This is a genomic window from Aristaeella lactis (assembly GCF_018118585.1).
GTDB classification, from domain to species: Bacteria; Bacillota; Clostridia; order Christensenellales; family Aristaeellaceae; genus Aristaeella; species Aristaeella lactis.
Map to the genome: position 1 here is coordinate 1,395,044 of NZ_CP069421.1, position 13,376 is coordinate 1,408,419.

The 13,376-nt window shown below is 53.8% G+C and carries 14 protein-coding genes; all 14 read left to right on the forward strand.

The window, feature by feature from the left end:
• Positions 1 to 11: 11 nt before the first annotated feature.
• The gene (locus JYE50_RS06435) at positions 12 to 491 is read left to right on the forward strand and encodes an HIT family protein (RefSeq protein ID WP_084097005.1); all 480 of its coding nucleotides are present in this window, start codon (positions 12 to 14) and stop codon (positions 489 to 491) included.
• On the forward strand, positions 491 to 973 hold the full coding sequence (locus tag JYE50_RS06440; RefSeq protein ID WP_084097006.1) for an NUDIX hydrolase: 483 nt from the start codon (positions 491 to 493) through the stop codon (positions 971 to 973). The genes JYE50_RS06435 and JYE50_RS06440 overlap by 1 nt, the downstream gene beginning before the upstream one ends.
• A 12-nt stretch (positions 974 to 985) precedes the next feature.
• Positions 986 to 1,537 (forward strand): GNAT family N-acetyltransferase, encoded by a 552-nt coding sequence (locus JYE50_RS06445; protein ID WP_084097007.1) that lies wholly within the window; start codon positions 986 to 988, stop codon positions 1,535 to 1,537.
• 14 nt (positions 1,538 to 1,551) lie between these two features.
• Positions 1,552 to 1,989 carry a GNAT family N-acetyltransferase gene (locus JYE50_RS06450; protein ID WP_084097008.1) on the forward strand — a complete coding sequence of 146 codons (438 nt, stop codon included), beginning with the start codon at positions 1,552 to 1,554 and terminating at the stop codon, positions 1,987 to 1,989.
• An 11-nt stretch (positions 1,990 to 2,000) separates the two neighbouring features.
• Positions 2,001 to 2,390: a hypothetical protein gene (locus JYE50_RS06455; RefSeq protein WP_084097009.1), complete on the forward strand. Its 390-nt coding sequence runs from the start codon at positions 2,001 to 2,003 to the stop codon at positions 2,388 to 2,390.
• A 6-nt stretch (positions 2,391 to 2,396) separates the two neighbouring features.
• Positions 2,397 to 3,080, forward strand: a complete 684-nt coding sequence (locus JYE50_RS06460; RefSeq protein ID WP_084097010.1) for an MBL fold metallo-hydrolase — start codon at positions 2,397 to 2,399, stop codon at positions 3,078 to 3,080.
• A 33-nt stretch (positions 3,081 to 3,113) separates the two neighbouring features.
• The gene (locus JYE50_RS06465; protein WP_084097012.1) at positions 3,114 to 3,986 is read left to right on the forward strand and encodes an NAD-dependent epimerase/dehydratase family protein; all 873 of its coding nucleotides are present in this window, start codon (positions 3,114 to 3,116) and stop codon (positions 3,984 to 3,986) included.
• A gap of 15 nt (positions 3,987 to 4,001) precedes the next feature.
• Positions 4,002 to 5,003, forward strand: a complete 1,002-nt coding sequence (locus JYE50_RS06470) for a hypothetical protein (protein WP_084097014.1) — start codon at positions 4,002 to 4,004, stop codon at positions 5,001 to 5,003.
• 30 nt (positions 5,004 to 5,033) lie between these two features.
• Positions 5,034 to 6,035, forward strand: a complete 1,002-nt coding sequence (locus tag JYE50_RS06475; protein WP_179138431.1) for a phosphotransferase enzyme family protein — start codon at positions 5,034 to 5,036, stop codon at positions 6,033 to 6,035.
• A gap of 135 nt (positions 6,036 to 6,170) precedes the next feature.
• Positions 6,171 to 8,798, forward strand: a complete 2,628-nt coding sequence (gene mgtA / locus JYE50_RS06480) for a magnesium-translocating P-type ATPase (protein WP_143763683.1) — start codon at positions 6,171 to 6,173, stop codon at positions 8,796 to 8,798.
• Positions 8,799 to 8,917: 119 nt separating this feature from the next.
• A complete protein-coding gene (locus JYE50_RS06485) occupies positions 8,918 to 9,493 on the forward strand; it encodes a TIGR01440 family protein (protein ID WP_143763684.1) in 576 nt (191 codons plus the stop codon).
• A 189-nt stretch (positions 9,494 to 9,682) separates the two neighbouring features.
• On the forward strand, positions 9,683 to 11,878 hold the full coding sequence (locus JYE50_RS06490) for a HelD family protein (RefSeq protein WP_084097020.1): 2,196 nt from the start codon (positions 9,683 to 9,685) through the stop codon (positions 11,876 to 11,878).
• A gap of 129 nt (positions 11,879 to 12,007) precedes the next feature.
• Positions 12,008 to 12,541 (forward strand): GNAT family N-acetyltransferase, encoded by a 534-nt coding sequence (locus JYE50_RS06495; protein WP_084097022.1) that lies wholly within the window; start codon positions 12,008 to 12,010, stop codon positions 12,539 to 12,541.
• Positions 12,542 to 12,601: 60 nt separating this feature from the next.
• Positions 12,602 to 13,357 (forward strand): class I SAM-dependent methyltransferase, encoded by a 756-nt coding sequence (locus JYE50_RS06500; RefSeq protein ID WP_084097024.1) that lies wholly within the window; start codon positions 12,602 to 12,604, stop codon positions 13,355 to 13,357.
• The last annotated feature ends 19 nt before the right edge of the window (positions 13,358 to 13,376 follow it).

Below are 13,376 nucleotides of genomic sequence, written 5' to 3' on the forward strand. Positions count from 1 at the left end.
AGGAGGCCTGTATGGATAACGAACAAACCTCCGGCTGCTACGGCTGCCGCATTATCAAGGGAGAGAAGGAACTCCCCGGCGGGGTCATCCATGACGGTAAAGCCGCTATTCTGGCTGCTGATCCCGATGTTCCCGTTCCCGGTTTCCTGATCATCACTGCCAAAAGGCATATCCGCGCCTTCTCAGATCTGACAAAGGAAGAAAGAATCGAGATCGGCAGTATCCTTTACTGTGCTGAAAAAGCCCTGAAGGAACTGCATATTGTGAATGAGATCACCCTGGTCCAGGAAGAGCGTTCTGAACACTTTCATATCTGGCTCTTCCCGATGTATGATTGGATGATCGAACGCTTTGGAACCGGCATACGGTATTTACGGGATATCTCTGAATACGCAAAGGAGCATGCGGACAAAAGCACCTGGAAAACAGTTTCGGATACAGCTGAAAGGATCAAAACCGCCTTCATGGACTTTTACAGGGAGGAAGCATAATGCAGGAAAAGGAACAGGAATACCTATACCGGCGCAGCCGCAGCGTGGCCGTTGTTGTCCGCGGCGGAAAGATCCTGATGGAGCGGGTTTTCTATTTCGGTCATGAATTCTACACCCTCCCCGGCGGCGGTATTGAAGAAGGCGAAACGCCTGAGCAGGCGGTCATCCGGGAGCTGAAGGAAGAATGCGGGCTGGACGGCACGATTATCCGGCCTTTGGTGTTACTGTACAAAAAAGGCAGCAGTGCGGAATACGCCTTCGAGGTCAGCGTTCTCGCGGATCAGGAAGCGGTAACCGGTTATGACCCGGAAGAGTCGGCGGATGATCCGCCCCTGAAGGAAGTTCTCTGGATGAAGCTCAGTGAGATTCCTGAAAGGGATCGTGCCTTTTTATGGCAGTACGGCCTGATGACTGTGGAGGGGTTCTTTGATGAACTTCAAAGCTGGGGAGACGATATCAGTTATCCCCGCCCGGCAAAATGAGAGGTGATTCCGATGAAGCTGCATCTGGTAAAGCCTGACCTGGCTTATTATGAACAATATAACGAAATGATGACAGAATGGTGTGAGAGCAAAACACAGATCGCGCCGTGGTTCCTGGACGCTCCTTTTGCAAGCCTTGAGGAGTATGCGCAGTTGGTCCGGATGCTGGATAACTGTGAACACGGGATCGTGGATCCCCGCTTTGCCGCCACAACTTCTTATTTTGTCGTGGATGAATCCGGCAGGCTGATCGGAGCGGTAAGCCTGCGGCATTACCTGACCGTGGAAGGTTTCCGGACCTGGGGCCATATAGGCTACGGTATCCGTCCGGAAGAACGGGGGAAAGGATATGGGATTCAGGCCCTCCGTCTGGCGCTGGAACAGGCCCGTGAAAAGAAGATCGACAAAGTCCTGATCGGCGTCCACGAAGGAAACATTCCTTCCCGGAAGACGGTCGAGCACTGCGGCGGCATCCTGGAAAACACGGTTCGCGTTGATACTGATGAAGAACCCATTCGCCGTTACTGGATTAATCTGTCAGATCACAGTAAACTGAATCTGTAATTTCGGAGGAGAAAATGGTACATCTGCAGCCGGTCACAAAGGAAAACCTGGATGAAGTTCTCAGCCTGAAAATCTATGACAGCCAGGCCGGCTTTGTTTCTTCCACGGCCGAATCCCTGGCCGAGGCCTATGTTTACAGGGAGGCCGCATTCCCTTTCGCTGTTTACAGCGATCAGGAAGTCGTCGGTTTCATCATGATGGGTTATTATGAGGCAAAAAACTATTATACGCTGTGGAAGCTGCTGATCAGCCGGGAACACCAGCACCGCGGATACGGAAAGGAAGCCCTCAGGCTTGGGATCGCGTTCCTGAAGGAACGCTTCCACGTGAATGAGGTCTATACCGGTGTGATCCCCGGTAATGTTGTCGCAAAAAGGCTGTATGAATCCATGGGGTTCAGGGAAACCGGTCTTTTTGAGAACAACATGCTGGAAATGCGGCTCAGCTGCTGACGGAGGACATTATGGACAAACAGGAGATCCTGGATCAGCTGCGATCCTTTCCCTATGACAGAAACGGGTACTGGGTGATAGCCGGCAGCGCCATGGTGCTCTGGGGGATCAAAAAGCAGACCGCTGACATAGACCTGGGCTGCAGTTCAAAGCTGGCTGATCGTCTGTCAGCGGACGGTTACCCGTTTCGGTACACAGAATCCGGAAACCGGCAGTTTAAGATCGGAGACAGCATTGAGATCTTCGAAAACTGGCTTCAGGACAAGGTTGAAACAATAGAAGGTTATCAGGTCGTATCGCTTCAGGGCCTGATCGGGATGAAACATAAACTCGGCCGGGAAAAGGATCTGAAAGATATCGAGATGATTCGCGCTTACCTGAAACAAAAACAAGGAGAATAATGAAATATGAGACTGAATCAGATTACAGAAAGGATTTGGGTATATCCTTTTGAAGAAGAAAGGGACCGCCCGAATCTCAGCTATATCCGCGGAGACCGCTGGAGCCTGGCAGTGGACGCGGGCCACTCTGAAGAACACACACGGGAGTTTTATCGGGAACTGGAAGAATCCGGCCTGCCCCTGCCGCAGCTTACCGTGCTGACCCACTGGCACTGGGATCACACTTTCGGCATGCATGCGGTTCACGGGCTCACCCTGGCCAATGAACGGACAACTCAATACCTGCGGGATATCCGTGACCGCCTGGCCAAAGAGGGATCCGGTTTTTTCCTCTCCATGCATGATACGATCCAGCGTGAATACGCGGATAACAAACCGGTCATCGTAACCCTTCCGGATATGGTTTTCCGGGGCGAGATGACGCTGGACCCCGGAAACTGCCCTGTCCGCATCTTCCAGGCTGAAGCGCCCCACACGGACGATTCCACCCTGGTCGAGGTACCCGGTGAAAAAATGCTGATCCTGGGCGACTGTACAGGCGGGGCATTCCCCGGCTGGAAAGTGGATCAGGAACTGGCCGGCAAGCTGGCGGAAACCATACGCCGGGTTAATCCTGAAACCTGCCTTCCCGGCCACTGGGCGCCCCTGTCCCGGGACTTCATCATCCAGGATCTGCTTTATGGTGATTAAACCCATCCTGCGGGAAATCATGGAGACACACCTATGAATATTCTGGTAATCGGCGGTACGCGATTCTTCGGGATTCCCATGATTGAGGAGCTTCTGAAATCCGGGCATGATGTAACGATCGCCACACGCGGCTTGTCTGCCGATTCTTTCGGCAGCAGGGTCAAACGGCTCATTCTTGACAGGACTGATGCCCAAAGCGTCCGGGACGCGTTGTCCGGCAGGCGCTTCGACGTCATTATCGACAAACTGGCCTACTGCTCCAATGATATAAAATCTGTCATGGACGCGGCGGACTTTGATCAGTATATCCAGATGTCCACCACCGCCGTATATGAACCGAAGCACATCAACACGGTGGAATCTGATTTTGATGCCCTGTCAAAGGAACTGATCTGGTGCGGCAGGCCGGATTTCCCCTATGCTGAGATCAAGCGCCAGGCAGAATGTGCCCTGTGGCAGAAGTATCCTGACCGGAACTGGATTGCGGTTCGTTATCCCTTTGTCATCGGCAGGGATGACTACACCAGGCGTCTGCTCTTCTATGTAGATCATGTCATCCATTCAAGGCCCATGCACATTGATAACGCGGATCATCAGATGAGTTTCATCCGGTCTGATGAAGCCGGAAAGTTTCTGGCTTTTCTTGCAGAAAAAGACTGCTGCGGTGCCGTAAACGGCGCTTCGGAAGGCACGGTTTCCGTCAGGGAGATTCTGGACTTCGTTGAACAGAAAACCGGGAAAAAAGCCATCATTGAAGCCTCCGGAGATCCCGCCCCGTATAACGGCGAACCGGAATACAGTATCAACACAGACAAAGCCACAGCGCTTGGCTTCCGTTTTTCCCGGCTGCGGGACTGGATATACGATCTGCTTGATTACTATATTGCGGGTCTTGCGCATCAATAAAGTGAGGCAGCCATTATGAAAACCACTTATCTTGGAATTGCAAATTACTGCGTGCCCTGTCAGGCACATTGCCATCATTGTCTGCTTTCTTCCTGCGGTCAGGTCTCCGGTGTGGATTTCCATCGAAGCACGGCCTTCGCGCGCCGTGTAATAACTGAACTGAAGGAAAACCGCCCGGAGCTCGGCAGTTCTTTCTACATTGGATACTGCATGGACACGCCGGACCTCTGGGAATACATCCGTTTTTCCGGGGAGTTTGACGCTCCCGGCGCCGGTTTCCTCCAGATGAACGGTTTCGCTTTCCGGGATGACCCGGAGCTGCTGGCCCTCATGTGCCGGATCCGCGCTGAGGGCGTAAAACTCATCGACCTGACCTTCTATGGTACAGAGGAGTATCATGACCGCTTTGCCGGCCGGAAGGGCGATTATCGGTTTATGACGCGGATGCTGTCAGCAGCCGTTCAGGCAGAACTGCCGGTGAACATCAGCATTCCGCTCCTGCGAAGCAACCTGGATCAGATGAGAGAACTCCGGGCTTTGCTTTCCGCTTATCCCGGCATCCGATTCAGTTTTTTTCTTCCCCACAGTAAAGGCCGGGGCCGGACCCTGCAGGACCAGCGGATCACCCGCAGGGAATTTGACACCCTGCCGGAAGAAATCCGAAACACCTTTGTGAAGATCCCTCATCAGACAGAAGCGGAGTGGATCGCGGACATCGGATCCCGGGCCTTTGATGAGCGGGCACTGACACTGGTACTGGATCAGGAAAACATAGCCCGGTTTGAAGCCATGCCTGCGGAAGAGGTCCTGTCCTTCATGGAAGGCCTGGATGACCGGTATCTTTCACAGATGCCTTCCCTGCCGGAGCTCGCCGCGAAATACGGAGATCCCGGCAATGAACAGCTTTTCCGGATCAGGGATCTTGTGCTGAAATGGCAGCAGCGTTTCATTGCCGACACCGGAAACACAATCTATGATATGCATGATGAATCCCATCATTTCAGCGTACATATGTAAACCGCATTGATGATATTTCGGAGACTGAAAATGATTGAAAACACTATAGCCAGACTGTTTGAGCTGACAGGTCTGGGAACAGTCCTGCCTCCCGTATCCCCCGTATCCGGCGGTTTGATGCACAGAATGTACCGGGTAAACACGCTGGATCATTCCTATGCCGTAAAGCATCTGAACCCCGGCATCATGAAGCGTCCGGGCGTCATGGATAACTACCGCAGGGCAGAAAAACTGGAACAGATAATCGAAGATGCCGGGATTCCGGTCGTAGCCGCCTTATCGATCAGCGGCCGGAAAATGCAGGAACTGGACGGAGAATACTTCTATATTTTCCGCTGGCAGAACGGCAGTATCACAGACTGGAACAACATCACTCCGGATCAGTGCAGGCAGGCTGGGATCCTGCAGGCCCGGATTCACGCGCTGCAGCCCCGCCATACAGATCATCATGATCCCGAGCTGAGCGCCATTCACTGGTCGGAATACATTGCGGAAGCCTGCAGGCTGGACAGCGTCATCGCTCCCCTGCTGAGAGAAAATGAACAGCTGCTGAACGATGCGCAGAAAGCGTTGAACAACGCCCGGCAGGCGTTGCCTGACATCGGGTGCATCACCAATGACGATATGGATCCCAAGAACGTTATGTGGGATGAGGGCAGGCCGGTAATGATCGATCTGGAGTGTCTGGATTACGGTAACCCTGTATCCAGTGTCATCCAGCTTTCGCTGCAGTGGTCCGGCATCACCACCTGCGATCTGGATCCGGTAAAAACCAAAGCCTTCCTTGACGGATACCTGGAAACCTGGGATAACGGTTTCAGGGATTACGGAAACGTCCTGGGCCTTGCCTATACCTGGATTGAATGGCTGGAATACAACATTACCCGCGCCCTGGGTCAGTGCCGGGACGAAAACGAGCGTGAAATGGGCATCTCGGAAGTCCGCAGCACCCTCAGCCGCATCCGGTATATCCGGGAGAAGGAAAATGATCTCCGTCAGCTGCTGGACCGGATGTTTGCCCGGCAGGAATAGCCATCATGCTTTACAGAGCATATATTTCCGTGCATGCTCAGGCACAGGGTTTTTACCCTGTGTTTTTTATTGACAGCCTGTTCAGTTGGTTTATACTGTTACCAGGCGAAAACAGGCATATTACTGATCGGGAGGATGATAAATATGGCCGAGCAGAAAAATGACAAGGCTCGTGAAGTGGAGCAGAACCTGCTTGCTGTCAGCCGTCTGAATGATGATCAGCTTTTTGAGCGGCTCAAAACAGAACCTGACGGTCTGAACCAGGTGGAGGCTGCCGAACGTCTGGAGGAGTACGGCAGGAACATCATTGACGTCAGCAGTGAGAACAGTCTTCTCAGCCGGATCAGGGAAGCCCTGATCAATCCATTCAATATTGTCCTGATGATCGTTGCGATCGTCACGCTGATTACGGATGTCATCCTGGCGGATCAGCCGAATCCCGCCACCTTTATCATGCTGGTGCTGATCATTCTGATCTCCGGCATCATCTCCTTCGTCCAGTCCGAAAAATCCAACAACGCGGCCCAGAAGCTGCAGAAGATGATCGCCAACAAGATCGACGTCATCCGCAACGGCAGCGTCATGGAGATTGACATTGATGAGGCAGTTCCCGGCGATATCGTGAAGCTCGCTTCCGGAGACATGATCCCCGGTGATGTACGCTTTGTTGAATCCAAAGACCTCTTCATTGACCAGTCCCAGCTCACCGGTGAAAGCAATCCCGTCGAAAAATTTGCCGGGCCCGATCCGGACGGCGACAGCCTGACGGATATCGACAACATCGGCTTCATGGGCAGCAATATTGTTTCAGGCAGCGCGAAGGGCGTGATCCTGGCCACCGGAAACAGTACCTATTTCGGCAGTATGGCCAAAAGCCTGAACACCTATAAGGACAAGAGCAGCTTTGAGGAAAACCTGAGTTCCATCAGCCGCCTGCTTATCAGCTTCATGGTGATCATGGTGCCCATCATCTTCATTGCCAACTTCATCACCAAGGGCAACTGGCTTGAATCCCTGATGTTCGGCATCACCATCGCCGTCGGCATCATGCCGGAAATGCTCCCCGTGATCATGACATCCTCCCTGGCCAAGGGCGCTGTCAATATGTCCCGCAAGCAGACCATCGTCAAACGTCTCAGTTCCATCCAGACCTTCGGCGAAATGGATGTCTTCTGTACGGATAAAACCGGCACCCTGACCCAGGATGAGATCGTCCTGGAAAAATATATGGACGTGCTGGGACGCGAAGACATACGGATCCTCCGTCATGCCTTCCTGAACAGTTATTTCCAGACCGGCCTGAAAAACCTGATGGACCTGGCCATCATCAGCCGGGCGGAAAAAGAAGACCTTTCCTTCCTGAAGGAAGCTTACAACCGTGAGGATGAGATCCCCTTCGACTTCAGCCGCCGCCGGATGAGCGTTGTGCTGCGGGACAAGCAGGGTAAGCGCCAGCTGATCACCAAGGGTGCCGTTGAGGAAATGCTTTCCATCTGCTCCTTCATCGAGATCGACGGCGAAGTAAAGCCCATCACGCCTGAATTGGTCGCCAACGCGCAGAAGATTGCGGATGAAAACAACGCGGAAGGCATTCGCGTCATTGCCGTAGCCCAGAAAAACGAAGTGCATGACGTGGAAACCTTCGGTGTACAGGACGAGAGCAGCATGGTGCTGATCGGCTTTGTCGGCTTCCTTGATCCGCCGAAGCCTTCCGCCGGCACAGCTATTGCCGCCCTGCAGAGGAACGGCGTCCGTACCGTGGTCCTGACCGGCGACAACGAAGGCGTTGCCGTTGCCATCTGCGGACGCCTGGGCATTGACACAGGCTATACCCTCACGGGTGCCAAAGTGGAGGCCATGAACGATGAGGAGCTGAAGGAAGCCTGCGAGAAATGCCATATTTTCTCCAAGCTTTCTCCCTATCAGAAGCAGCGCGTCGTAAAAGCCTTCCAGTCCAACGGCCACATCGTCGGCTATATGGGTGACGGCATCAACGACAGCCTGCCCCTCAAGCAGTCGGATGTCGGTATTTCCGTGGATACCGCCGTGGATATCGCCAAGGAAGTTGCGGATATCATTTTGCTGGAGAAGGACCTGCAGGTGCTGGAGGAGGGCGTCATCGAAGGCCGCCGGACCTTTGCGAACATGTCCAAGTATCTGAAGATGACCGTCAGCGGCAACTTCGGCAACATGTTCTCCGTGCTGATCGCGAGTATTTTCCTGCCCTTCCTGCCGATGCTTCCGATCCACATCCTGGTGCAGAACCTGCTGAATGACTTTGCCCAGCTGGGCATGCCCTTCGACCATGTGGAAGACCGGTATATCGAAAAACCGAAGCGCTGGGATATTCCGGGCATCAAGAAGTTTATGATCTTCTTCGGTCTGCTCAGTACGGTGCTGGATGTACTTTGCTTCCTGGTTCTGTGGTTTGTGTTCAAATACAACAACACTTCCCTCGCGGGATACTTCCAGTGCGGCTGGTTCATGTTCGGCGTTATCTCCCAGACCATGGTTATCCATACAATCCGCACACCGAAGATTCCCTTCATCCAGGACCGTGCTTCAAAACAGCTGACACTGTCCACCGTGCTTGTCTGTATCATCACGCTGCTGATTGGCTTCACCGGAATTGCGGTGCTCTTCAGTCTGCCGGTTATGCCGCTCACCTTCCTGGCCTGGATGGCCGGCCTGATGGTTGTCTACACTGTCCTGGCACAAATCATGAAGGTGATCTATATCCGGATCAACAGGGAATGGGTCTGATATTCTTTATCACCGGGCGGGCTTGAAGTGCCCGCCCGGTGATGTATAATATCCGGTATGATCTTCTTCCGTTTTCCATCTGGGATGGATCACGGGAAACCTGAAAGGATTGATCCGTTATGGGTATCACCACAGAACAGGTATCTGCGCAGGCGGAGCAGGCTGTCACCGCTTTGCTTCAGGAAAACCGGCCGCATTTTAATCCGGTAAAACTGCTGGTCATCGGCGGCAGTTCCAGTGAGATCGCCGGCGGCACCATCGGCCATAACTCCACCTATGAATATGGAGAAGCAGTGGTGGAAGCCGTGATGAAAGTATGTCGTGAAGCCGGCGTGGCACCCGCTTTCCAGTGCTGTGAGCACCTGAACAGGGCGCTCATTATGGAAAGGGAAACCGCGGAACGCTATGGTTATGAGATCGTCTGGGTTATACCGCGGATCAAAGCCGGCGGTTCCCTGGCCACTGCTGCCTGGAAACGGTTTAAAGACCCCGTGGCAGTTCTGGCTGTCCAGGCGGATGCCGGTCTGGATATCGGCCAGACCCTGATCGGTATGCATCTGCGCCGTGTGGCTGTACCCGTGCGTCTCAGCATCTCCCGGGTCGGCGAAGCACGGATCACCGCTGCCCGTACCCGTCCCCTGCTGGTCGGCGGTGAACGGGCCAGGTACGTTCCGGAATCTGAGGAAACCCTGTAAAAAGCTTTCAGAGCATCGCTGTTTTGTAAAAAATGTAAATTGTGCAAAAATGTGCAAATCGTCCTTGACAAAACCGGTTTCGTTCTGTTATTATGCACTTCCACACGCTTGCAGGACATAGAATCCGTAAGCCTCTGCGTAGAAAAAATACGGCAGAGGCTTTTATATTTTTGCCGGGAAAGGACGATTATGGAATCAGTCACATTACCCGAACATCCATCCGCGAAGGAAGAATATCTTCATCTTCAGCAGGCCTGTGATACCATTGACCGGGAGATCAGGGAAGTGGAAGCCCTCACCGGGGCAAAAGCCGGCGAAGAGATGGACGTTCACGCGAACATTATTCCCGATGACCAGGAGGAGGTATACCTCCAGCTGTTCAAATCCAAGCTGGACCGACTGCGGCAGCTCGCCATGGCCATCGGCCAGGCATACTTCGCCCGGCTGGACTTCACTCCCGCCGGCAGTTCTCCGGAAACCTGGTACCTGGGCCGCTGGGGTGTCCTGGATCCTGTTGCGCTGACCCCTGTTGTGGTGGACTGGCGTTCCCCCGTTGCCAACCTGTACTACTCCGGCCAGATCGGGAAAATGGATTACGAGGCCCCGGACGGCCACGTGGAGGGAGAACTGACCCTAAAGCGCATGCTGACAGTACGGGAACGGGAACTGATCAGCCTGTTCGACAGCGGGATCGTCTCCCAGGAGGCATACCTGCAGAGCGTGCTGGGCAGCATTTCCTCGGACCGCCTGAAGGAGATCGTCACAACGATCCAGGCGGAACAGAACATTGTGATCCGCTATCCCCTCTCCTCCAACCTGCTGGTGCAGGGAGCGGCCGGAAGCGGAAAAACCACCATCGCGCTTCACCGGATCGCCTACCTTCTCTACACCTTCCAGAAAACCCTGCGGCCGGAAAACATGATGATCCTGGCCCCCAACCCGCTCTTCCTCTCCTATATCTCCCAGGTCCTTCCGGATCTGGGCGTGGAACGGGTTGTCCAGACCACCTTTGAAAGCTGGTGCCGGGAAGGCATGGGACGGCGGATGCCGAAGATCCTGCGGGAAAGCAGGCTGGAAAAGAACCTGTCCCTCACGGAAGCGGAACGGGAAAAAGCCGGCCGGCTGCTCCGTCTGAAAGGTTCCCTTTCCGTCATGAAGAAGCTGGAAAACTGGCTGGATCGCCTGCAGGATTCCGTGCTGCCGGAGAACGGTTTCAAAATGGCCGGCGTTCCCCTCATGGACCGAAAGGAACTGGAAAACATCTTCCTCCGGGATCTCCGTTATTTCCCGCTGGAGCAGCGCGTCAGCGAGCTGAAAAAGATCGTCCGGAAGCGTGTCCAGTCCGCCGCGGCCATCCTGAAAGAACGGTACAACGCCAATGCGGAGCAGATGGTTCTGAAGATCCGGGCCAACATGCGGGAAAGCGCCCTGCGGCAGCAGAAGATCAAGGACCTGTACACGGTCCGGGATCAGCGGTATAAGGAGATTGATGCCCGGGCGGAAGAATATATGAACCGGTACCGGGAAAGATTTGCCCTTCCGGATCTGCCGGGTCTCTACCGGGCTTTCCTCCGGGAATGTGTGCCGGAAGCTTATACCGAAGAGGAAGCCCTGCGGCAGGAAGACCTGCCGATGCTGGTAATGATCTGCAAAGCGGTCTTCGGGCTGAAGACAAAGCAGATGAAGCATATCGTCATTGACGAATGCCAGGACTTCTCTCCCTTCCAGATTGAATTGCTGAAGCAGGCCAATCCCGCGGCCACCTTCACCCTGGTCGGAGACCTTTATCAGGGGATCCTGGCGGATGAGGGCATCCGCAGCTGGGAGGAATGGAAGGAGCCCATCTTTGAAAACAAGGCGAATCTGAAACAGCTGACCGTCAGCTACCGGAACACAGTGGAGATCATGAACCTGGCCCAGACCGTTTCCGCCCGTTATCCAATCCCGGGCATCTGTGAAACAAAGCCGGTGCTGCGGCATGGTGAAGCCCCGAAGATCATCCGGGCAGAGAGTGAAAAAGAGCGTCTTTCCCGGATCTGTGACCAGGTGCGTGTCTGGCGGCAGGAAGGCTATCACAGCATCGCCCTGATCGAAAAAACAGCGGAACAGGCAAAGAAGCTGTACCGGCAGATCGGTCAGGAACTGGATGCCCATCTGCTTTCGGAAACGGATGCCGAATACCGGGGAGGCGTGCTCATCCTCCCGGCCAGCATTGTCAAGGGCATGGAATTTGACTGCGTGGGTATCTGCGATGCCTCCGCCGAAAACTTCCCGGATGATGAATTTCTCTGCCGCATCCTGTATGTCATGATGACCCGTCCCCTGCACCGTCTGGCCATCTGGCACAAAGGCGACCTTTCTCCCCTCCTGCCCAATACTCCGTAAATTACATTCAAAGAAAGCGCGTTCCACGCGCTTTCCTCCGCCATTATTCATTATTCATTATTCATTTTTAAGTCTTAAGTTTTAAGTAATTTCCGGCCTCAGCCGGAAATCCCATACAAGGAGGCCCCCATGATCGAAACTCCCCGCCTTCTCCTCCGCGAGTACACCCTCGATGATTTCCCTTCCCTCTACGAGATCCTGTCCGATCCGGAGACCATGCAGCATTATCCAGCTCCCTATGATGAGGAGAAAACCAGGCTCTGGATCACCTGGAACCTGGACAATTATGAGAAATACGGTTTCGGTCTCTGGGCGATTATCCTGAAGGAAACCGGTGAATTCATCGGGGATTGCGGCATCACCCTCCAGAATATCGATGGTGAAATCCTGCCGGAAATCGGTTATCATATTCATAAAAAGTACTGGAGGCGCGGGTTCGCGAAGGAAGCAGCCCGGGCTGTCCGGGACTGGGGTTTCCGTAACACGGATTACGACACCTTCTATTCCTATATGAAGTACACAAACATAGGATCCTGGTTCACGGCCTTGGCCAACGGAATGAAAAAGATCAAGGAATATCCGGACCCGAAGAACACCGTCTCATACGCGTTTGCCATCACCCGTGATGAATGGGAGAAGCTGCAGCAGGCAGCAAACAACTGATTCTTTCCCCTCGGCAATTCTTTTCTCTGACCGTCAAAAATATCATAAAGGAGCGGAACTATGGAAGAGTACAGCAAGCAGCACAAGAAAGCCTGGGAGTACAACGCCTATGATTTCTGGGTCACGCACGCCGGAACCCCGGCTGAACGGGCAAAGGAAGATATGGCCGCCCCCGAAAAGATGCTGAGGAAGTACGCGCGCTACTTCGACCGTTATGAAGGCATCCGGATCGCCAATATCTGCGGCTCCTGCGGAAAGAAGGCCATCCCCTTGGCACTGCTTGGGGCAGATGTGACAGTTTTCGATATCTCCGAGCAGAACAGGCAGTACGCCATGGAAACGGCGGAAGCCGCGCATGTTTGTCTCCATTATGTAGTGTGTGATGTCCTGGAGATTGACCTGGAGAAGTATGGCAGTTCCTTTGACGTAGTGTTTATGGAAGGCGGGATTCTCCATTACTTCCATGACATCGATGAGTTTATGAGGATCATGTATTCCCTGCTGAAGCCCGGCGGAAAAATGATCTGCAGTGATTTCCATCCCTTCACAAAGATCAATGACAGCCTGAAAATGGGAATGCCTGTTATGAGTTATTTCTCCACTGATATCATTGAGGCTGAAATGGCCCATTCCCGGTTCTTTGAGGATGAGATCCGCCGTCAGATGCCGAAGTGCAGCCTCAGGAAATACACCATCAGCGAGATCCTGAACGCCATCATCCGCAGCGGCTTCACCCTGAAGCAGTTTGATGAACATCCCTCCTGGGAAGATGACAGGCTGCCGGGCGAATTCACCGCCATTGCGATTAAGGAATGAGTGCGGAAATAAGGAGCGG

Excerpts from the sequence above, each read along its gene's own strand:
- JYE50_RS06435 (WP_084097005.1), top strand. The coding sequence starts at position 12 with ATGGATAACGAACAAACCTCCGGCTGCTACGGCTGCCGCATTATCAAG.
- JYE50_RS06440 (WP_084097006.1), top strand. The coding sequence starts at position 491 with ATGCAGGAAAAGGAACAGGAATACCTATACCGGCGCAGCCGCAGCGTG.
- JYE50_RS06445 (WP_084097007.1), top strand. The coding sequence starts at position 986 with ATGAAGCTGCATCTGGTAAAGCCTGACCTGGCTTATTATGAACAATAT.
- JYE50_RS06450 (WP_084097008.1), top strand. The coding sequence starts at position 1,552 with ATGGTACATCTGCAGCCGGTCACAAAGGAAAACCTGGATGAAGTTCTC.
- JYE50_RS06455 (WP_084097009.1), top strand. The coding sequence starts at position 2,001 with ATGGACAAACAGGAGATCCTGGATCAGCTGCGATCCTTTCCCTATGAC.
- JYE50_RS06460 (WP_084097010.1), top strand. The coding sequence starts at position 2,397 with ATGAGACTGAATCAGATTACAGAAAGGATTTGGGTATATCCTTTTGAA.
- JYE50_RS06465 (WP_084097012.1), top strand. The coding sequence starts at position 3,114 with ATGAATATTCTGGTAATCGGCGGTACGCGATTCTTCGGGATTCCCATG.
- JYE50_RS06470 (WP_084097014.1), top strand. The coding sequence starts at position 4,002 with ATGAAAACCACTTATCTTGGAATTGCAAATTACTGCGTGCCCTGTCAG.
- JYE50_RS06475 (WP_179138431.1), top strand. The coding sequence starts at position 5,034 with ATGATTGAAAACACTATAGCCAGACTGTTTGAGCTGACAGGTCTGGGA.
- mgtA (WP_143763683.1), top strand. The coding sequence starts at position 6,171 with ATGATAAATATGGCCGAGCAGAAAAATGACAAGGCTCGTGAAGTGGAG.
- JYE50_RS06485 (WP_143763684.1), top strand. The coding sequence starts at position 8,918 with ATGGGTATCACCACAGAACAGGTATCTGCGCAGGCGGAGCAGGCTGTC.
- JYE50_RS06490 (WP_084097020.1), top strand. The coding sequence starts at position 9,683 with ATGGAATCAGTCACATTACCCGAACATCCATCCGCGAAGGAAGAATAT.
- JYE50_RS06495 (WP_084097022.1), top strand. The coding sequence starts at position 12,008 with ATGATCGAAACTCCCCGCCTTCTCCTCCGCGAGTACACCCTCGATGAT.
- JYE50_RS06500 (WP_084097024.1), top strand. The coding sequence starts at position 12,602 with ATGGAAGAGTACAGCAAGCAGCACAAGAAAGCCTGGGAGTACAACGCC.